Below are 19,647 nucleotides of genomic sequence, written 5' to 3'. Positions count from 1 at the left end.
CATTCATTCTAGAATACTTGTACTAGAACTATCCGGCTATAGACATCTGATCCCGACGCGGGATCGATGAGCGCTTGCAAACGAGAAATGCCTTCCAACAAGAGGACCATGCCATGAGTGCTCCACTCCATGCGCCGGCACCCGTGCGCGGCGACGCACGCCGCCAGCAGGTCCTGGACGCAGCCAGCGGATGCTTTCGCGAACATGGCTTTCATGGCGCCAGCATCCAGCGCATCTCGCAGGCTGCAGGCATGAGCGCCGGCCACATCTACCACTACTTCGCCAATAAGGAGGCGATCGTCATCGGCATCGTCGAGCAGGCGCTGCATGAGGCGCTCGAACTGATGCACCGCATCGGCGAGGCCAGCAAGTCGATCGGTGTCGTGGAGGCGGTGGTCGCCGCAGCCGCGGAGGCGATCAATGCGCCCGCCCCCGAGCTGCGCAACGGACTTGACCTGGAGATTCTGGCCGAGGCATCTCGCAATCCGGTGATCGCCATCGCGATCCAACAGGGAAGCAAGATCTGGCATAGCAAGATGCGCGATCTCTTGCTCCAATCGCCGGCTCTGAAGAGGCTGCCCGAATCCGAACTGGATTCGCGCATCACGGTGCTGCGTTCCATTTTCGAAGGGCTGGGAATTCGAGCGCTCTGCGATCCATCGACGAGCAAGGCTTCAACCACCGCCGTGGTGCAGCGGGTCCTTCGCATGCTCATGGACGGGTAGCCATTGCTACCGCAATGGCGTGTCGACCATCACCCTGGAAGATGTTGCCGCCGAGGATTCCGAATCATCCCGTGAAGGTCGAATGGATGAAGGCGCAGCCTTAGGTCAAGGGTGAGCGTGGAAATCCACATCCGGTGCCTCGATTGCCAGTCGCAGCCACGCTGCGATCAAAAAACCACAGACGGCACGAGAGCGGCGCGGCTGCGCATTGCAATGAGAAGAGGAGCCAAGTGGCTGCCAATAGATCCACCCCGAGCGACAAAGACCTGATGGCGCTCACGCTGGGAAAAATGCAAGGGTTTTCGACGTGGTCATCCACAGCCATGAGCCTGCTTTTGGCATTTTCCAGGTTGCGCTGGCATCGGCGTGGGGACTCGTTGTCGGCGTTGGCAAAGGCGCCCGAAATCCTTGTGATCGTGACGGGGCATGCCATTCAATTCGAAACATCGCCCAGCGGCACCCGATTGCACTGGGCACTTCGCGGGCCGCGTCAGATCCTCGGCTTTTCCAGCATGCTTTTCATCAAGGAGAGTCGCCGCGAGTACGTTGCAAACGACGACGTCGTTGCCATTCATATTGCCGGCGATTCGTTTTTCGATTTGCTCGATTGCGACCCCAGGCGATGGAAAGACATAGGGCGCATGCTGATGCAGCAGGAGCGCGAGCAAATAGACATGGTGTTTGGCCAGATGGTTGGAGAGCTTTCACGGCGGCTCGCCAGCACCATCCAACAACTTGCCGCTCTGCATGGCATTCGGGACACCAAGGAAAGCGCAGTCCACTTGCGGTTGACGCAGAAGGATTTGGCCGGCCTGTTGCGCGTCAGTCGTCAGTCCGTGAACAAAGAGTTAATTTCCTGGGAGGCCGCCGGCGTGATCAAGTTGAAATTCAATGCGATCGTGATCCTCGATGAATCTGCTCTGAAAAAAATTGCTTGCCTATACACCCCATCCGACAAAGAAGTCGCGGCGTGACCGAAATTAAAAACTCCCCCGGCGATATCGCGATTATGGAGAATTCATTGCGAATGAATTCCGCATTTTTGCCCTGGTCTCGCGAGGCCATGAATCGACTGCTCTCTTCTTCGAAATTAGGTCGTCATCCGGCTGGTTTTGTTTTTTCTGGCGATTTGCGCGAAGCGGCTGAGAGTTTTTTTGTTATTTCGGGAGAGGTCATGGTCACGCTCATATCTCGGGAGGGGGCGAAATTCAACGTGATGATCATGGGCCCCGGCGTTCTTATGGGAATTGCCCAGATATTCAATGGAACGAGTCAGATCGTTCTTGCCTTCAGGGCGCACTCTGATGTCACGGTGATTCATATGCCAACCTCTTTGGTTGTGGAAATACTTGACCGCGAGCCCGTGCTTTGGAAAGCCATGGTGCTCATGATGACGCGCCAGAGCGCAGCTCAAGTGCACACGGTGAGCAGCCAGATCGCGGGCCCTCTACGGCAACGTGTCGCGGCTGCCATTGAGAGGCTTGCCGCACTTTACGGAACCCGTGTCAGAGGTGGGCTATCAATTCGTTTGCAAATATCACAAGCAATTCTGGCCACGATGCTGCAGGCCAATCGTCAGGCGGTGCACAGAGAACTCAAGGCCATCGCGGCCTCTGGCGTGATCAGCCTGCAATACAAAGCCATTGAGATACGAGACCTCAATGCATTGAAGAATAAAGCGATCCAAGCGCAGTGTGGGGCTCCATCGAGTGGGCTTTTGTCACACGAAATGAATCAAAAAAGCGCCCCGCAATGAATCAATTCATGCGCCGTTGTGTGAAGGCCCCGGGTGTAATTCACAAAATCCAAGCTGATATGTTTGATATCGTCATTAACAGTTAGATGTTTGTAACCATCGATTTTTCCTGGCTTTGGACTACCTAGACTGCGATCCGCCTTGCATGTGCAAGTCGCAATTTAGTTAATTTAAATCCTCAGGGAATGTAGATGCGTAAAACAGCTTTCATCAAAATTGCCACTCTGACTGTGGCCGGCGTGTTGTCGCAGGGCGCTTTCGCCGCCGATGGCACCGTCAAATTCACTGGCGAGATCACCGACGCGATCTGCTCGGTCTCGCCTGCCAGCCAAAACCTGGTGGTGCCGCTCGGCAAGGTGTCGCGCACCGTGCTGCACGGCGCACCTGGCAAGGGCTCCGTGCCAGCCAAGTTCTCCATCGACCTTTCCAACTGCCCGGCAGGCAGCAAGAAAGCCAAGGTCACGTTCAGCGGGCAAGGCAATAGCGCCAACAAGGACGTGCTGGCGATCGCCAACGCTGGCGTCGTGGGTCCCACGGTTGCCGCCACTGGCGTCGGCATCGAGATCGGCGACTCGGCAGGTTCGCCGATCGCGCTGGGTTCGCCATCGAGCGAATACATCCTGGGCGAAGGCGACAACTCGCTGAAGTTCCAGGCGCGCTACCTCTCCACGACCGACGCCGTCACGGTGGGCCCGGCCGATTCGACCGCGCAATTCACGATTGCGTACAACTAAGTAGATGGTCCTGCGGCCTGAAGCCCTTTGGGGGCTTCAGGCCGTGACACGGCATTGCCAGCCTGCCGCACCCCGGCGGCGGATGTCTCGCGGTCCGTGACAGGACTGCTCCCCTGGTTTTTTCTTTTCGGTGTGTCGTTATCGACACGCCGGAGTGCTTGCGTGCGCGCTTCGCATGGCGATGCGCACCGAGGAATACATATGTGCAACAAGAATCGAATTCGGTGGATCGTCGGCATCGTGGCGATGCTGGGTCTTCAGTGGTCCGCCAGCGCGGGCGTGCTGCTCTCCGGCACCCGCGTGATCCTGAGCGAGAAGGACCGCGAAGCCTCCATTCCGATGAGGAACACCGGCACTTCGCCCTACGTGGTCCAGGCCTGGATCGACGCGGGCGAAGACAAGAGCGAGACCCCGCCGCTGCTGGTGACGCCGCCGCTGTCTCGACTCGATCCGGGCAAGGAAAACATCTTGCGCATCATGCGCGTGGCCGGCGCGCTGCCGGCCGACCGCGAGTCGGTGTTCTGGCTCAACGTCAAGGAGATTCCCGAGAAGTCGAAGGAAGAGAACGTGCTCCAGATCGCGGTGCGCAGCCGCATCAAGGTGTTCTACCGGCCCTCGAAGCTCGTGGGCAAGTCCGATGAAGCGCGCGCCCAGCTCAAGTGGGCGGTGAGCGCAGGCGCCGAAGGACAGGGCGCCGTACTGAAAGTCGGTAATCCCACGGCCTATCACGTGACCCTGCTGAAGATGACGGTCAACAACGGCCAGCAGGAACTCGACGCGGGCATGGTGCCACCGTTCGGCGAGATGTCGTATCCGCTCGCTGCGGTGAAGGCGCCGCAGGCGATCCAACTCAACTTCACCACGCTCAACGACTACGGCGGCGAGACGCCCGAAGTGTTCGTCAAGGTGCCCGCAGGCGCCGAGCCGGTGGCCGTGAAAGCGGAACTGGTGCCTTTGCCTGCTCCTTCCGCGACCGGCGCCACGCGTTAAGCAATGCGTCATCTCTCTTCCCTCCGCGGACCATTTCGCTTGACGCTGTGTGCTGCCGCGCTCGGGGTGACGGGAGTGCCCGCACTGGCGCAGCAGCAGATCGCCGCCTCGACCTTCAACCAGGATTTTCTCGGCACCGGCGGCGGCCAGCCGCATGCCGACTTGTCGATCTTTTCCTTCAGCAACCTGGTGGTGCCGGGCATCTACACCGTCGATGTGTCGCTCAACGAGCGCGGTGCCGGGCAAAGCGAGATCCGCTTCGCCGCCAAAGAAGGAAAGCACGATGCCGAGCCCTGCCTCACGCGCGGCATGCTCGACGCATGGGGCGTCAACGTGGCGGTATTCCCTGCGCTAGCGAGCGCTACGGACGAGGCCTGTGTCGAGCTGGGTCAAATCATTCCCGATGCCGCCTTCACCTACAACGCCGGCAAGCAACGCCTGTTTGTGAGCATTCCGCAGGCAGCGCTCAGGCGCTCGGCGCGCGGGGCGGTCGGTCCCGAGAAATGGGACAAGGGCATCACTGCCGCCATGCTGGACTACCAGGTCAACTTCGCGCGCTACAGCGGGGACAACTACCGCAACCCGACCTCCGCGACGACCCCGCAGAACGTGTTCGACGGCAATCCCTTTGCCGATCGCAACAAGACCCTGCATCGCAATACGCTGTTCGCGGGCCTGCGCGCCGGCTTCAACTACGGCGACTGGCGCTTTCGCCATTTCTCGACCTACAACCGAGGCATCGACGGCAAGAGCCGCTGGCAGGGCATCAGCACCCACATGCAGCGCGACCTGGCCTCGATCAACGGCCAGCTCCTGATCGGCGACGGCAACACGCCCGGCAATTTCTTCGACAGCCTGCCGTTCCGCGGTGTGCAGCTCTCGTCAGACGACGCCATGCTGCCCGACAGCCAGCAGGGCTACGCCCCCACCATCCGCGGCGTGGCGCAGACCAACGCGCGTGTGACGGTGCGCCAGAACGGCTACGTCATCTACAGCACCTTCGTGGCCCCGGGCGCCTTCGTCATCGACGACCTGTATCCCACCTCATCGAGCGGCGACCTGGAAGTGACCATCGCCGAAGCCGACGGCCGCCAAACGAAATACACGCAGGCTTTCTCGGCCGTACCCACGCTGTTGCGCGAAGGCACCTGGCGCTATTCGGCCACTGTCGGCAAGTACCGCAACAGCCTCTACGGCGGTGGCGACGTGGTGCCGATACTGCGGCCCTCGCTCTCGCAGCCGGTCTTCATGCAGGCGACGCTCGCACACGGCCTGGGCAACGAATTCTCGGTCTACGGCGGCGTGCTGATGGCGAACATGTACCAGTCGCTGCTCGCGGGCGTGGGCAAGAACCTGCGCGATTTCGGCGCGGTGTCGGTCGACCTCTCGAGCGCGCGCACCACCGACCGAACGCCGGTCAACGGCGTGAAGACCTATGACGGCCAGTCGGTGCGATTCCTTTATTCGAAGGCCTTCCTCACCTCGGGCACCAACTTCCGCGTGGCGGGCTATCGTTACTCGACCAGCGGCTACCGCACCTTCCAGGAGGCGGTGCAGATGCAGGACCTGCGGCCTTTCGAGTCCTTCAACAGCCGCCGCAACGAAGTGCGTTTCGAGGTCTCCCAGCAAATCGGCGACCTGGGCTCGGTGTCCGCGTCCGCGCGCCAGCAGAGCTACTGGGGCACCACCGGCAAGGACCGGCTGGTGCAGGTCGGCTACTCGGGCACCTACAAGCAGTTCGGCTACAGCGTCTTCTACAACTACGCCACTCGGCTGAACGGCCCCGCGAGCCGCCAGATCATGTTCTCGCTGAGCATTCCGCTGGGCGACACCGGGGCCAGTGCGCAGTACGCCGTCAGCCGCGACAGCACCGGCCGCGTCAACCAGCAGGCCAGCGTCTACGGCTCGGCCTTCGACGACAACCGCCTGACCTACAGCGTGACGGCCAGCAGTGCGAATCAGGGCGGCGGCAGCAGCGGCGGCACGAGCGCGAGCTACCTGTCTCAGCTCGGTCGCTTCGACGTCGGCCATTCGCAGGGCCGAGGCTATGGACAAACGACCTTCGGCATGGCCGGTGGCGTTCTGGTGCACGGCGGCGGCGTCACGCTGTCGCAGCCACTGGGCGAAACGATCGCGCTCGTGCAGGCACCCAGAGCGGAAGGCGTGGGCCTCGAATCACAGCCCGGCGTGCGCACCGATGGCGCAGGCAATGCCGTGATTTCCAACGTGTCGTCGTACCGCATCAACCGCCTGGCCTTGAAGACGCAGGACCTGGGCGACACGGTGGACGTGAAGAACGGAGCGCTGGAAGTGGTGCCGACCCGCGGCGCCGTGGTACGGGCCCTGTTCGAGACCTCGGTCGGCTACCGCCTGATATTGACGCTCACCGACAAGAACGGCCAGCCGCTTCCCTTCGGTTCGCGCATCGAGAACGAAGCCGGCCAGGAGGTCGGCATCGTCGGCCCCGATGGACAGGCCTTCGTGACGGGGGCGGGCGAGGCCGGTGCGCTCAAGGTGATTTGGGGGCAGGGCGATGCCGCGCAATGCGCGCTGCGCTATCGCCTGCCGCCGCAGGAAACCCCCGCGCCGATCCGCGAACTGAAGGAAGCATGCCAATGAAAGAAGCCGAACACATGACCACGATCATTTCCCGCATCGCGAGCCTGAAGCGTCCTGCAGGTCTGGCAATTGCCGCGCTCGGCCTGCTGCTCGTTGGCATGCCCGAGGCGATGGCGGCCTGCAGTGCCAACCCCTCGTACAACGGAGGCAATACCCAATTCCTGGACATGCAGGTAGGACGAGTCTTCATCAGCCCGAACGACCCGGTGGGCACGATCTATCCGTCCAACAGCCCGACAGACGGCTACATGACCCCGGTCAATCCTCCAACCAATGTGCCCCCGTTTCTTTGCGTCGGGGGCGGCCTGTTGCGCGGGAGCGTTGTCTCCGGCAAAACGGAACTCCCATCGGGTGGCGGCTGGTACTACACCAACGTTGAGGGCATCGCGATCCAGCTGTCTCGCAATCGCAGTGGAAACTTCACCACTTATCCCCATACGATCACCATCCCGAGCAAGGACCTTGTGGGTTCTTTTGACAGCAACCTGATGTTCGTCGTGCGACTGAAGAAAATCGCACGGGTCACGGGAAGCGGCCCCCTGGCCCCGGGCGACTACAGCACTTACACGGGCGACGGCTCCGCCACCTCGATACTGACCACCCGCGTGCGCGGCAACGCCATCACCATCGTCACCCCGACCTGCACGGTAGATTCCGGAAGCAGGACCATCGAGGTCCCCCTCGGCAAGCAGCCCAGGAGCTCTTTCACGGGCGTCGGCAGCACCTCGCCGGCCCAGCCTTTCAGCATCAAGCTCAATTGCATTGCCGGCGTGACTGCCCCGGGCAATAAGCCGAATGCGGTCCATCTGAGCATGGAATCCAACATGGCATCGGCTGGAAATCCCGGGTTGCTGAATCTGACACCCGGTCCGACCAATGCAACGGGCGTCGGCATCCAAGTTCGCCACGACCAGGGAAGCTTGCCGGTGGAGTTCGATGGGACCGTCAAGGACAATGGCCCCACGTTCCAGGGCGAGTCCAAGGACGGTGAATTCATTGCGCGCTACACCGCCCGCTACATCCAGACGGGCAATTCGGTCACATCGGGCCCTGCCAACAGCACGGCGACTTTCAAGATCGTCTACAAGTAGCAACCAGGCGGCCTGCCTGGCGGTTGTCTCGGGCTCTGCCGTCGTGACCATGCCGTGGGGTCCGGAGGGTCAGGGCCGCCAGTGATGCACCAGCGTCGGCTTGCCGTGCAATCGAGAACAGCCGCCAGATCCAGCGGCACGACCGGTTGCGCTGGACGCGACAAACGCTCCACCAGGCCCCAGCCTTCACTTGCGAATTCGTCGTGAGCGACGGCGTGGGCGAGCGCATCGGCCCGCGAGGCTGCCTGCTGCGGCGCCAGCCGCACGGATCGCCCGGCACGCTCCAGAAGCCTTGTCCTGAGGCGACAGCAGGCATGTGCAAATATCTGCAATTTTTTAACAAAAAATGAAAGAAGCGCCGCGAAAAAGTCGCATTCTTGACATGCAGATGGGCGCGCTTCCATGTACGAAATTAGATTTCCGTTCCACCTCGTCAATGCTGCAGGCAGAGCCGGGGGGCTGACGAGTTGGCGCGTCACTGGACATCCTTCATGGAAGCTTCTCGCATGCAAGTGGGGGCGTCACCGCTGATGCGCTTTAAACAGGACTGGAAGAAATCTTTCGAGAATTAAAGAAAATTGAAGCTGATGATTGAAAAAGACTTCCAAAAATCAACGATCCCCCCCGACAAGGAAAAAATACTCCTCGTGGCGCTGGTGGATAGCGATTTGTCCAGAAGAAATCATTTCCGCCAACAACTGGATGTTTTGGGTTGTGCATCGCTGGCATTCGATTCTCCGAACGAGCTGATGGCCGATCAATTTGACTCCTGCGAATTTGGATGCATGATTGTCACGCCGCAGGACGACTATATTCATTCGCAAATGAAAGCTGCAATGGAAAGGTACAACTCGCCAATGTTGCTGGTTGCCGCCCAGGATAATTTTCCGGCCATATCACTGTTGGAAAAGTCTTTCTTGAATTCCAATAATGTTGACGTGATTCATGAGTCTTGCAGCAGGCATGAGTTGAACTGGCGGTTGAATTTTTTGAGGCGCCAGGCAGTTAATTCCGCTGTCAGTGTCGATTTTTTTAATTTTGGCATTTACAGCTTCGATTTAAGGAGGCGGCAGGCCTGGGTGGGCGAGGAAAAAATCCCCCTGCGGCCGCTGGAGTTCGATCTCTCGCTCGAGCTTTTTCGAAATATCAATTCCCTGCTGACCAGGGAAAAGCTTTACACCAAGCTGTGGGGTGAATCGGTCTGTTCCGTAAAATCCAGAAAGCTCGATGTCTGCATTTCGAATGTGAGAAAGAAAATGCGCATCGATGAAGACGAGGGACTTTGCTTGAGATCGGTCTATGGGCGAGGCTATGAATTGGATGCAATGAATCCTTGAAAATTCGTCCGCAATTCATCTGCCTCGCAAGCGCGCCATCTGCAGCACCCCCAGGTCGTGGAAACGTGGTTTGGGTGACGATGACCGCGCCCCGCTTCGCGCAGGCCGTGCAGCGGCAGGCGCATCCGCGGCGGGCCCGCAGCTTCAATTCAGCCGTTCGTCGGTCAACTACACTAGGCGCCCTGGGGAAGGCTGGCCGAGCGGTTTAAGGCACCAGTCTTGAAAACTGGCGAGGGTGCAAGCCCTCCGTGGGTTCGAATCCCACGCCTTCCATACCAAGCCTTGTTGCTCCCGATTCCTTGCAGGTCGCGTGCTTCGGGCAGAGTTTCTGTGCTCAACCGCTGCACTTCGAGCTGCAGCCGATCCTGGAACTCCACGGGTCTGGTCCAGACCTGTCTTCGCGATGCGTTTCAAGATTGCAAGACGGGCTGGCTATAGTGCGGCGCTGCCGTCCAGATCGACAAGCCCGGAGACCCTCACGCCATGCCGCGCATCTGCCTGAACATGATCGTCAAGAACGAATCGCCGGTGATCGAGCGGTGCCTGGCTTCGGTGCGCCCGTGGATCGACCACTGGGTCATCGTCGATACCGGGTCGACGGACGGCACGCAGGAACTCATCCGCGAATTCATGAAGGACGTGCCGGGCGAGTTGCACGAGCGGCCATGGCGCGATTTCGCGTTCAACCGCAATCAGGCGCTGGACCTGGCACGCGCGCACGGCGACCACATCCTCTTCATCGATGCCGACGAAACGCTGGTGGTGCCTGAGGGCTTTGCCTGGTCCGCGTTGCCGGCCGATGGCTACCAACTGCGTTGCGAGCTCAATGACTGGAGCTACTTTCGCAACAGCATCGTGTCGACGCGCCTGCCCTGGCGTTGGGAAGGCGTGCTGCACGAATACCTCACATGCGACCAGGCGCATGCCTGGGACAGCCTGCCGGCACCTTCGATCCAGGTGTCGCACGACGGCGCACGCGCGCGCAGCGCCGACACGTACCTGCGCGACATCGAGGTGCTGGAGCGTGCGTTGCACGACGAGCCCGGCAATACGCGCTATTGCTTCTATCTGGCGCAGAGCTATCGCGATGCGGGGCGACTGGCGGACAGCCGCGAGCGCTATGCACAGCGATCGACCATGGGTGGATGGGAAGAGGAGTTGTGGTTCTCCGTGTTCCAGATCGCCGTGATCGACGAGCGACTGGGCGCGGCACCCGCCGCCGTGTGCGACGCCTACCTTGCGGCCTACCAGAGGCGGCCCACGCGCGCGGAGCCGCTGTGCGCACTGGCACGCTACCACCGGCTGCGCAACGAGTTCGCATTGGCGCACCTGTATGCGCAGCAGGCGGTGGCGATTTCCTATCCGGCGGATTCGCTGTTCGTGGATGGCGCCGTCTATGCGTGGCGCGCGCTCGACGAGCTGGCCGTGAGCGCGTATTTCGCGAATGCGCGCGAGCAGGGCCGGGCAGCGTTGAAGCGCCTGCTGGAAGAACGGAAATTCCCGGTCTCCGAGCAGGCGCGCATCGAGGGCAATCGGACGTTCTACGGACTTTGAACGTCCACAGTCATCGCGAATTGAGGCCAGCAGGTCGGCTCCTATCCCTGCTCTCGCACCCGCAGATGAGGCGCTTTCCGAGCTTTGCCAAGCGATCGTCAGCGCACTAGATTTCCCAGAGTGATTGGTAATTTGTGATGGGGCGCTCGAACTGCACGCCAAGGGATGCAAATTCGGATGCCAGGGCCAGCATCGGCGCCAAGGTTTCCATTTGCCTTGCATCTTCGAGCGTCGCCCACACGCTGATGTTGACCATGGTGTTCGAAGCCGGGTCGGCGCCCGCCCAAAAATGAAGGCAGCCGTGCAACGCCTCGATGGCTGGAACCAGTGACGACTGCGCATGCGCCAGCCTGTCACGGACCATCGGGTATTTCTCAGCGGGGAAAGAACCGCGGGAAAGTCTCAACACCGGCAATGGCATACGCACACCCCCTGCATGTTTGAGCCGTTGGCAAAACCGGGCAATGACGCTGCGGCAAATCGGCTCGTGAATGTTCGTCGGGGCGCCTATCGTCCATGAAATCGAAGAGGCCCTCAAGTTCTGCGAGAAAGTCTGAACGCCCGGAACGAGACCATGGCGATCGATCGGCGGGCACGGCCGACCGAACGGCCTACGAACTCGCAGGCCGCGGCCCCAGCGGCTTGCCGCCGGCGCCGCCCCTGAAGGTCATCGGCGCCACTGTCTGGACCTGCCCCACGCCCGGCTTACTCCAGTCGCACACGCCTTGTGCAAAGGCGACCTGCAGGCGCGACCACTGGCTGGGCGAGAAGGCGACGGGCGCGTAGTCGGACGCAGCCAGCGGCTTCAACTGGCACTTCAGGATGTCTTCCGTCAGCGGCCCACCGGCGACCTGGCGCGGCGAACCTTGCGGCAGCAGGACTGGGTCGGCGTCGCAGGTCGCCGTGTCCCGCACCTTGGTCGAGAACGTCGTGTCGGCCGACAGGTAGCACAGGTCCGATGCGGCAGCCGGCTTCGCGGCAGCCACCTGTTGCTGGGTGCGCTCGGCGTTGGTCCATTCCTTCGGGCTCGAAGTCACGAGGCCCGTGAGCCACGCATCCATCGCGAGGAACGACTCGACAGGAATGGAAGGCGGCGTGCCCGCCGGTCCGAAGCGCCACAGCGCGTGGTTCGCGTGCCCGCCCGCCGCCGCGTCGATGCGCGCCCGGTGCGAGTAGCTGCGCCAGTACTGGTGGATGCCCGCCTGGCCGATCGGAAGGTTGTAGGTCTCGTCATAGGCGCGAAGGTCGATCGTGGCCACCTTGGCCAGGTTGCCGCCGGGCGAGACGAGTCCCGCGCGGTAGGCGATCGACAGCGAGTCGGTGTCCGCCACGGCGCGTGCGGCGGAGAGGTTGCCGTCGGTGTCCGAGCCGCCGATCTTCTCGTTGAGCGTGACGAACTCTTCGGCCGAGATCGCACCCGACTTCAGCGCCTTGAGGCCGTACTGGATGCCGACGTTGTCGAGGTTGCTCAACCCGCGCACGCCGCTGGGCGCGAGCGCATTGGCCGTCGTGCCGTAGACGCTCGATGCGCCGTCCGTGATGCCGCAGCGCGGCCCCGTGGGATTGGCCGCGGGGTCGTAGACCAGGGAGGCCGGGAGCTGGCAATTGTTGGTCGGCGCGCCGGTCGGCACGATCGCGCCGGTGGCGTTGTCGGCCACGCCCAGCGGCGTGTAGTTGCCGGCTTTCAAAAGACCGCCGAAGAAGGTCAGCCAGCCGTGGCAGGCCGTGTGGTCGAGGTGCCCGTTGATCGCCTTCTTCTTCGCGTTGACCTGTGTCGGGGTCGCGCCCGCCTGCAAGGCCGTCCACGCGGTCGACTGGTAGAAGTTGACGAGCTGCACGCAGTCCATCACCTCCATCGCCGTGGTCTCGGAGTCGGCGAAGTCCACGCCCAGTTGCGTACCGTCGATCACGCCGGGCAGCAGCGATGCCACGCTGTTCTGGTTGATCGCGCCGCCGGAGCCGCCGTTGCCCATCATGTAGAGCACCTCGCCGTAGCTGTCGATGACATGCTCTTTCATCATCAGCGTGGTCTCGGCGACCAGGTAGCGGTTTCCGTTGAGCTGGGAGTCGGTCATGCTGTTGTCCACGACCATGAAGCCGCGCGACAGCGCCGCATCGTCGGCCCAGTTCTGCGACGAGCGGAACTGCAGCCGCGGAAAGCCCGTGCCGGCGCCGAACGAATAGAGGAGCTTCCGGTTCCACTGGGGCTGGGGAGCGGTCGCGGTCCATGCCGGAGCCGACGGATCGAACAGCACGGCGATGTCGTAGATGCCGCGGTTGATCGTGCCGCGCTCCACGCGAACGATGTACGGCACCGTCGCGCCGGTCGTGGTGGTGGTGCTCGCGACCGCCGATGCGGGCGTCGTGCCCGGCACATAAGGCTGCAGGCACGAGTTGGCCGGCGTCGGCGGAACCGGGCCGCCCGCAGCGGCGGGGCTGGGATCGGGCAGCACGAACGAGCAGCCGCCGTCGCCCGGCGCCGCCGTCACCGGGGTGAGGGTGCGATAGAAGAGCTTGAACTCGGTGGCGATGCTGCACTGCGCGTCGGTGGCGCTGGTCGAGAGGCCGCTGGCGTTCGACGCGGGCGTCGCTCCCGCACCGGCCGTGGGCGCCGGCGTGGCGCAGACGTACGGCGTGAACTGCGTGCTCGACAGCACCGGCCCGCTGCGCGGTGCGTTGACGACCGTCAACGTGGCTTCGCGGTTGAGCTTGGTGCTCGCCTTGATCGTGTTGGACCCGACAGCCAGGCCGGTGGCGAGCCCGGTGACGCGGCCGTCGGCGCGCTTGGCGAATGCGCCGGTGATGTCGTTGCCGTTCAGCATGACTTTGAGGCCGCCGATGTTGCCGCCTTCGGGAACCAGCTCGACCAGCACATCGCCGCCGCTGACCAGGTCGGCGCGGGTCGACAGCGTGCGCACCTCCATGCGGCCAGTGGCACCACCGCCGCTGCCACCGCCATCTCCGAAGTTCCAGGGGAACCCGCCACCACCACCGCCACCGCCGCACGCGACAAGCAACAGGGACAGGCTCGCCGTCGAACCGGCCTGGAGCATCTGTCGGGGAAGGCGCATCGGCGCGCGCGTCGGTTGGGTCATGGGTTGTCTCCTGTCCTGTCCGGTGCTGTAGCGCATGCCCTTGGGGCCGGCCGGCCCGAACGAGGCGGCGCGCACCTTGGACGTGGCCATTCTTGGGTGACTCGGGGCCGCCCGCCCTATCCGGACGATGCCATTGGCATGACTTTCGGGACGCTTGAGGGTTTGCCCTCGGGGCGAACACAGGCCGGGGACGGTCAGGCGGCCGGAAGAAATTTCCTGACATGCGCCGCGAATGCAGCCGTCAACGCAGTCGGCGCCTCGCGGTCGAACGCCAGCGTGACCCCGACGCTCGGCAGGTCGGGAAACCCTTGCGCCGGTGTGAGGATCTGCAGATCGTCGGGAACGGCCGTGCGCGTCAACACGATGACGGCCTGGCCCGAGCGCGCCATGCCGACCAGGCCCGAGAGGCTGCTGCTGGCATAGGCGAGCCGGTAGGCGCGGCCCGCGGCCTCCAGCGCCTGCCTCGGCAGCCGGTGGTCGAGTGCATCCGGCGCACCCAGCGCCAGCGGCAGCGGGTCCAGCGACGCGGCGGCACCGTCGCGGTGCGCCACCCAGACCAGCGGTTCGCGGCGGATCACGTCGTCACCAGCGGCATCGCCCGCCACCGACACCAGCGCGAGGTCGACCGCGTGCCGCGCCAGGAGCTCGTGCAGCCGCGGCGTCGGCGCGCACATCACTTCGAGTTGCACCCGCGGATGCAGGCTCGCAAAGCTCTGCAGCAGGTACGGCAGGAAGACGACGGCATAGTCGTCGGGGCAGCTGAAGCGCAGCACGCCGGACAGTTGCTCGCCTCGCAGCTCGGCCAGTGCTTCGTCGTGCTTGCGCAGCAGCTCGCCCGCACGCACGAGGAGGCGCTCGCCGGTCGCGGTGAGCGTGACGCCTCGCCCGGTCCGGTGCAGCAGAGGTTGCTCGACGATGCCTTCGAGCCGCTGCATCTGCATGCTGAGCGCCGACTGCGTGCGGCCCACGCGCAGGGCCGCCTGGCCCAGCACGCCCGTCTCGGCGATGGCCACGAAGCTGCGCAAGAGGTCGATGTCCAGGGACTGGCTCACGGCATGAATTCTCCTGATAGCTGATGTCAAAACAATTCGCTTCCCCGCAGCGGCGGCCCTGCGTAATGTGCGTCATTTTGATCGGCAGGCATCCAAATGAGCAGCAACGACGACCCCAAGTTCTGGCAACAGGCCCGGCAGCATCTGGTGCGCTACGGCGGCAGCTTCGAGCCCTTGATCATTGAGCGCGCACAGGGCTGCTTCGTCTACGACGCCGATGGCCGCGGCATCCTCGATTTCACTTCGGGCCAGATGAGCGCCCTGCTGGGGCACTCGCATCCGGACATCGTCGCGGTGGTCACCGAGCAGATCCGCTCGCTGGACCACCTCTTCAGCGGCATGCTGTCGCGGCCGGTGGTGGCGCTCGCCGCGGAAATCGCGCGGCATGCGCCGCCCGGGCTGGAGCGCTGCCTGCTGCTGAGCACCGGCGCGGAGTCGAACGAAGCGGCGCTTCGCATGGCCAAGCTCGTCACGGGCCGGCACGAGGTGGTGGCCTTCACGCAGTCATGGCATGGCATGACCGGCAGTGCGGCCGCGGCCACCTACAGCGCCGGCCGCAAGGGCTACGGTCCGGCCGCGGCCGGCTCGCTGGCCATTCCGGCGCCGAACGCCTACCGGCCGCGCTTCACGACGGCGGAGGGCGCGCTCGACTGGCGCCGCGAACTCGACGACGGCTTCGAGCAGGTCGACCGGCAGTCCACCGGCGCGCTCGCCGCGTTCATCGCGGAGCCCATCCTCAGCAGCGGCGGCATCCTCGAGCTGCCGCCGGGCTACATGGCAGCGCTCAAGAAGAAGTGCGAGGAGCGCGGCATGCTGCTGATCCTCGACGAGGCGCAGACCGGCGTCGGCCGCACCGGGCTGATGTTCGCGTGCGAGCGCGACGGCGTCGCGCCCGACATCCTCACGCTCTCCAAGACGCTGGGCGCGGGCCTGCCGCTGGCGGCGATGGTGACGACCGCCGCAATCGAGGAAGAGGCCCATGCGCGCGGCTTCCTGTTCTACACGACGCACGTCTCCGACCCGCTGCCGGCCGCGGTCGGGTTGAAGGTGCTGGAGGTCGTGGAGCGCGACGGGCTCGTCGAACGCGCACGCGTCGCCGGCGCGCGCCTGGAAAAGGGACTGCGGGCGCTGCAGTCGCGCCACGAATGCATCGGCGATGTGCGCGGCCGCGGCCTGCTGCTCGGGCTGGAAGTCGTCGCCAGCCGCGAGACCCGCGAGCCGGCCTTCGAGCTCGGCGAGGCCGTCACGCGCGAATGCATGAAGCTCGGTCTGAGCATGAACATCGTGAAGCTGCCGTCGATGGGCGGCGTCTTCCGGATCGCGCCGCCGCTGACGATCAGCGACAGCGAGATCGACCTCGGCCTGGAGCTGCTCGACAAGGCGATCGGGACGGCGGTGAGAGGGGCGTAGCGAACAGACCCTAGCTGTCCAAACCCCGCGTCTCCGACGGCCGCTCCCCGAAGCGCGCGCGGTACTGCGCCGCAAAGTGCCCCAGGTGAAGAAACCCGTACTTCTGCGCCACCTCGCGCACGCCGGTTCCAACGATGCCGGCCGATGACTGCAGTTCGGCCCGCACCTTGTCGAGTCGGGTCTCGCGCAAGAACTCCATCGGTCCCCGCCCCGCATGCTCGCGAAACGCCAGTTGCAACGCGCGCGCACTGCAGCCGACTTCGCGGCAGATGTCGGCCAACGACAGGGGAAGCTCGGCGTTGGCCGCCATGTATTCCTGCGCCCTGCGCACCACACGCGGCAGCAGGCGCCGCCGGGCGTCTCCGGCGAGGGCGCGCGAATGGTTGTGCCCCGCCGACATCAGCAGGCTGGACATCAGGTACGCCTCCGCATGCTCGGCCAACGGGCTGCCGGCCTGCAGCGCATTGCCGGCGTCTAGCGTGAGCCGCAGGTAGTCGATGAAATGCACCAGCGGCGCCAGCACCGGGTTGTCCAGTGGCACACCCAGGTCGAACACCAGCGGCTGTCCGACAGGCGCCTGCAGCAGGGATTCGAGCCGTGACAGCAGCGCCGAGCGCGCCAGCTGCACGATCAGGTGCGGACTCCCATCCGCCCAGCGCATCGAAAGCGGCTCGGTCGGCGAGGGCAGTGACGCAAGCCGCGGCGTCGCGTCCACATGTTGTGCGCCGCAGCGGATCTCCGCACCGCCGCGCAACGGAATCTGCAGCAGGAAAAAGTCTTGCAGGTACCCCGGATCGATCTGCACGCCGGGCCCGTACTGCACGTAATTGAGGCTCACGTCCCGGTGCAGCCGCGCGCTGTGGTGGCAGGCGTCCAGTTCGGTGCGCGGCTTCAGCATCACCAGCCCGTGCGGGCAGAACACGCGGGCGACGCTTTCGCGGGCCTCGTCCATGTCGTGGCTCTCGAACAGCCGATAGCGCTGCAGCGGCAGAGGCAACGTGGGGGTCGTGACGGTTTCCATGGGGCGAAGGCACCGTAGCAAAAACCATCCCGGCCCACAATTCGGGCCACCCCTCGGCAAAGACCTGCGCGCCAGGGACATCGCCTGCGTTTTCGGGACTCTCCGGAGCCCCGCCCCCTCGTAACGTTCGCTCCACAGGCCGCCAGGGTCTGCCCGATCGACCAACCGAGGAGAGCAAGCGTCATGTTCAAGGGACTCGCAGGCAAGAGCGCCATCGTCACCGGCGGCGCCACATTGATAGGCGTGGGCGTGGTGCGCGCGCTGCACGCGGCCGGCGTGAAGGTGGTCGTTGCCGACATCGATGCCGACAACGGCCAGGCGCTGGCCGATTCGCTCGGCGCGGGCGTGCGCTTCGTGCGCACCGACATCACCGACGACGCACAGGTGCAGGCCTGCGTGGCCGAGGCGGCGGCACAGCACGGCGGGGTGCACTTTCTCGTCAACCTGGCGTGCTCTTATGTGGACGACGGCTTCAAGTCGCCGCGCGCCGACTGGCTCACCTCGTTCAACGTGAACGTGGCGAGCGCGGTGGCGATGCTGCAGGCCGCGCATCCGCACATGGTGGCGGCCGGCGGCGGGGCGGTGGTCAATTTCACGAGCATCTCGTCGCGCGTGGCGCAGACGGGGCGCTGGCTCTATCCGGTGAGCAAGGCCGCGATGGCGCAGCTCACCCGCAACATGGCGATGGACCTGGCGCAGGACAACATCCGGGTCAACAGCGTGTCGCCGGGCTGGACCTGGTCGGCCGTGATGGAACGCCTGAGCGGCAACGACCGCGCCAAGACCGATCGCGTGGCCGCACCCTTCCACCTGCTCGGGCGCGTCGGCGATCCGGACGAGGTGGCGCAGGTGGTGCTGTTCCTGTGCTCCGACCATGCGAGCTTCGTGACCGGCGCCGACTACGCGGTGGACGGCGGCTATTCCGCCATGGGCCCCGAGCAGGCCGTGCCCGCCATTCCCCAGTTGATGGACTGACCCGCTCCCACCGGAGCAATCGAAGGAGCAAATGAAATGAAGCGAATCGCCATCGTCGGCGCGGGCCAGTCGGGCCTGCAACTGGGGCTCGGCCTGCTCGCGGCAGGCTACGAGGTCACGATGTTCAGCAACCGCACGGGCGAGGACATCCGCCACGGCAAGGTGATGTCGAGCCAGTGCATGTTCGACACCTCGCTGCAGATCGAGCGCGACCTGGGGCTGGACCACTGGGCGAGCATTTGCCCCACGGTGGACGGCATCGGCCTGGCCGTGCCGCATCCCGAGCAGAAGGGCGCCAAGGCCATCGACTGGGCCGCGCGCCTGAACGCGAGCGCGCAGTCGGTCGACCAGCGCGTGAAGATCCCGGCATGGATGGACGAGTTCCAGAAGAAGGGCGGCGAGCTGGTCTTCAAGGACGCGGGCATTGACGAACTCGAGGCCTGCACGCAGAGCCACGACCTGACGCTGGTGGCGAGCGGCAAGGGCGAGATCTCGAAGCTCTTCGAGCGCGATGCACACAAGTCGCCCTACGACAAGCCGCAGCGCGCACTGGCGCTGACCTATGTGAAGGGCATGACACCGCGCGAGCCGTTCTCGGCGGTGTGCTTCAACCTGATTCCCGGCGTGGGCGAATACTTCGTGTTCCCGGCACTGACCACGACGGGGCCGTGCGAAATCATGGTGTTCGAAGGCGTGCCCGGCGGGCCGATGGACTGCTGGGCCGACGTGAAGACGCCCGAGGAGCACCTCGCGCGCAGCAAGTGGATCCTCGACACCTTCACACCGTGGGAGGCCGAGCGCTGCAAGGACGTCGAACTCACCGACGACAACGGCATCCTCGCTGGCCGCTTCGCGCCGACGGTGCGCAAGCCTGTCGCAACGCTGCCCTCGGGCCGCAAGGTGCTGGGCCTGGCCGACGTGGTGGTGCTCAACGATCCGATCACGGGGCAGGGTTCCAACAACGCGGCCAAGTGCGCCGATACCTATTTGAAAAGCATCCTCGCGCGCGGCGAAGGCGCGGCCGATGCGGCCTGGATGCAGCAGACCTTCGACCGCTACTGGTTCGGCTACGCGCAGTGGGTCACGCAGTGGACCAACATGCTGCTCGCGCCGCCGCCGCCCCATGTGCTCAACCTGCTCGGCAGCGCCGGTGCGGTGCCGCCGCTGGCGAGCGCCTTCGCCAATGGCTTCGACGATCCGCGCACCTTCTTCCCGTGGTTCGCCGACGCCGCGGAATCGGAGCGCTACATCGCCACCTGCGCCGCAGTCGCATAGCCCGGAGCGAACG

At 64.2% G+C, this 19,647-nt stretch carries 16 protein-coding genes and 1 tRNA gene; 13 read left to right on the top strand and 4 right to left on the bottom strand.

Translation table 11 applies throughout. The features are described from left to right. Nucleotides 1-143 precede the first annotated feature (143 nt). The 10 genes from GNX71_RS27090 (at nt 144) to GNX71_RS27045 (ending at nt 10,806) form a co-directional block, all read left to right on the top strand. On the top strand, nt 144-725 hold the full coding sequence (locus GNX71_RS27090) for a TetR/AcrR family transcriptional regulator (RefSeq protein ID WP_206175280.1): 582 nt from the start codon (nt 144-146) through the stop codon (nt 723-725). Between the two features lie 269 nt (nt 726-994). Beyond that, the gene (locus GNX71_RS27085; protein ID WP_206175279.1) at nt 995-1,699 is read left to right on the top strand and encodes a Crp/Fnr family transcriptional regulator; all 705 of its coding nucleotides are present in this window, start codon (nt 995-997) and stop codon (nt 1,697-1,699) included. Continuing rightward, a complete protein-coding gene (locus tag GNX71_RS27080; RefSeq protein WP_206175278.1) occupies nt 1,696-2,481 on the top strand; it encodes a Crp/Fnr family transcriptional regulator in 786 nt (261 codons plus the stop codon). Before GNX71_RS27085 ends, GNX71_RS27080 begins: the two co-directional genes overlap by 4 nt. Nucleotides 2,482-2,672: 191 nt before the next feature. Continuing rightward, nucleotides 2,673-3,215 (top strand): fimbrial protein, encoded by a 543-nt coding sequence (locus tag GNX71_RS27075; protein ID WP_206175277.1) that lies wholly within the window; start codon nt 2,673-2,675, stop codon nt 3,213-3,215. 201 nt (nt 3,216-3,416) lie between these two features. After that, complete coding sequence (locus tag GNX71_RS27070; protein ID WP_206175276.1) at nt 3,417-4,205, top strand: molecular chaperone; 789 nt, start codon at nt 3,417-3,419, stop codon at nt 4,203-4,205. 39 nt (nt 4,206-4,244) lie between these two features. Further along, a complete protein-coding gene (locus GNX71_RS27065; RefSeq protein ID WP_241027064.1) occupies nt 4,245-6,824 on the top strand; it encodes a fimbria/pilus outer membrane usher protein in 2,580 nt (859 codons plus the stop codon). Next, nucleotides 6,821-7,915 (top strand): fimbrial protein, encoded by a 1,095-nt coding sequence (locus GNX71_RS27060; protein WP_206175274.1) that lies wholly within the window; start codon nt 6,821-6,823, stop codon nt 7,913-7,915. Before GNX71_RS27065 ends, GNX71_RS27060 begins: the two co-directional genes overlap by 4 nt. 587 nt (nt 7,916-8,502) lie before the next feature. Further along, complete coding sequence (locus GNX71_RS27055; protein ID WP_206175273.1) at nt 8,503-9,252, top strand: winged helix-turn-helix domain-containing protein; 750 nt, start codon at nt 8,503-8,505, stop codon at nt 9,250-9,252. Between the two features lie 186 nt (nt 9,253-9,438). Next, nucleotides 9,439-9,525 (top strand) — tRNA-Ser (locus tag GNX71_RS27050). Nucleotides 9,526-9,735: 210 nt separating this feature from the next. Further along, nucleotides 9,736-10,806, top strand: coding sequence for a glycosyltransferase (locus GNX71_RS27045; RefSeq protein ID WP_206175272.1), 1,071 nt, complete (start codon nt 9,736-9,738; stop codon nt 10,804-10,806). Between the two features lie 106 nt (nt 10,807-10,912). Here GNX71_RS27045 and GNX71_RS27040 read toward each other — a convergent pair whose 3' ends face one another. The 3 genes from GNX71_RS27040 to GNX71_RS27030 all read right to left on the bottom strand — a co-directional run bounded on the left by GNX71_RS27040 (nt 10,913) and on the right by GNX71_RS27030 (nt 14,953). Then, entirely contained in the window at nt 10,913-11,170 is a 258-nt protein-coding gene (locus tag GNX71_RS27040; protein WP_206175271.1) for a hypothetical protein, read from the bottom strand. Nucleotides 11,171-11,417: 247 nt separating this feature from the next. Continuing rightward, nucleotides 11,418-13,991: a DUF6351 family protein gene (locus GNX71_RS27035; RefSeq protein WP_206175270.1), complete on the bottom strand. Its 2,574-nt coding sequence runs from the start codon at nt 13,989-13,991 to the stop codon at nt 11,418-11,420. Between the two features lie 104 nt (nt 13,992-14,095). Beyond that, nucleotides 14,096-14,953, bottom strand: coding sequence for a LysR family transcriptional regulator (locus GNX71_RS27030; RefSeq protein ID WP_206175269.1), 858 nt, complete (start codon nt 14,951-14,953; stop codon nt 14,096-14,098). A 96-nt stretch (nt 14,954-15,049) separates the two neighbouring features. Between GNX71_RS27030 and GNX71_RS27025 the strand changes: the two genes are divergently transcribed. Beyond that, the gene (locus GNX71_RS27025) at nt 15,050-16,363 is read left to right on the top strand and encodes an aspartate aminotransferase family protein (protein ID WP_206175268.1); all 1,314 of its coding nucleotides are present in this window, start codon (nt 15,050-15,052) and stop codon (nt 16,361-16,363) included. A gap of 10 nt (nt 16,364-16,373) precedes the next feature. On the opposite strand, the gene GNX71_RS27020 is transcribed toward GNX71_RS27025, so the two are convergent. Beyond that, complete coding sequence (locus GNX71_RS27020) at nt 16,374-17,384, bottom strand: AraC family transcriptional regulator (RefSeq protein ID WP_206175267.1); 1,011 nt, start codon at nt 17,382-17,384, stop codon at nt 16,374-16,376. A 183-nt stretch (nt 17,385-17,567) separates the two neighbouring features. Between GNX71_RS27020 and GNX71_RS27015 the strand changes: the two genes are divergently transcribed. Both GNX71_RS27015 and GNX71_RS27010 read left to right on the top strand, forming a co-directional pair. Continuing rightward, nucleotides 17,568-18,359, top strand: coding sequence for an SDR family oxidoreductase (locus GNX71_RS27015; protein WP_206175266.1), 792 nt, complete (start codon nt 17,568-17,570; stop codon nt 18,357-18,359). Nucleotides 18,360-18,395: 36 nt separating this feature from the next. Continuing rightward, the gene (locus GNX71_RS27010; RefSeq protein ID WP_206175265.1) at nt 18,396-19,634 is read left to right on the top strand and encodes a styrene monooxygenase/indole monooxygenase family protein; all 1,239 of its coding nucleotides are present in this window, start codon (nt 18,396-18,398) and stop codon (nt 19,632-19,634) included. Nucleotides 19,635-19,647: the final 13 nt, after the last annotated feature.

The sequence above is a fragment of the Variovorax sp. RKNM96 genome (genome assembly GCF_017161115.1).
GTDB lineage: Bacteria > Pseudomonadota > Gammaproteobacteria > Burkholderiales > Burkholderiaceae_C > Variovorax.
The sequence above is the reverse complement of the archived record's forward strand: the minus strand, read 5'-3'. Positions and strand labels throughout refer to the sequence as shown.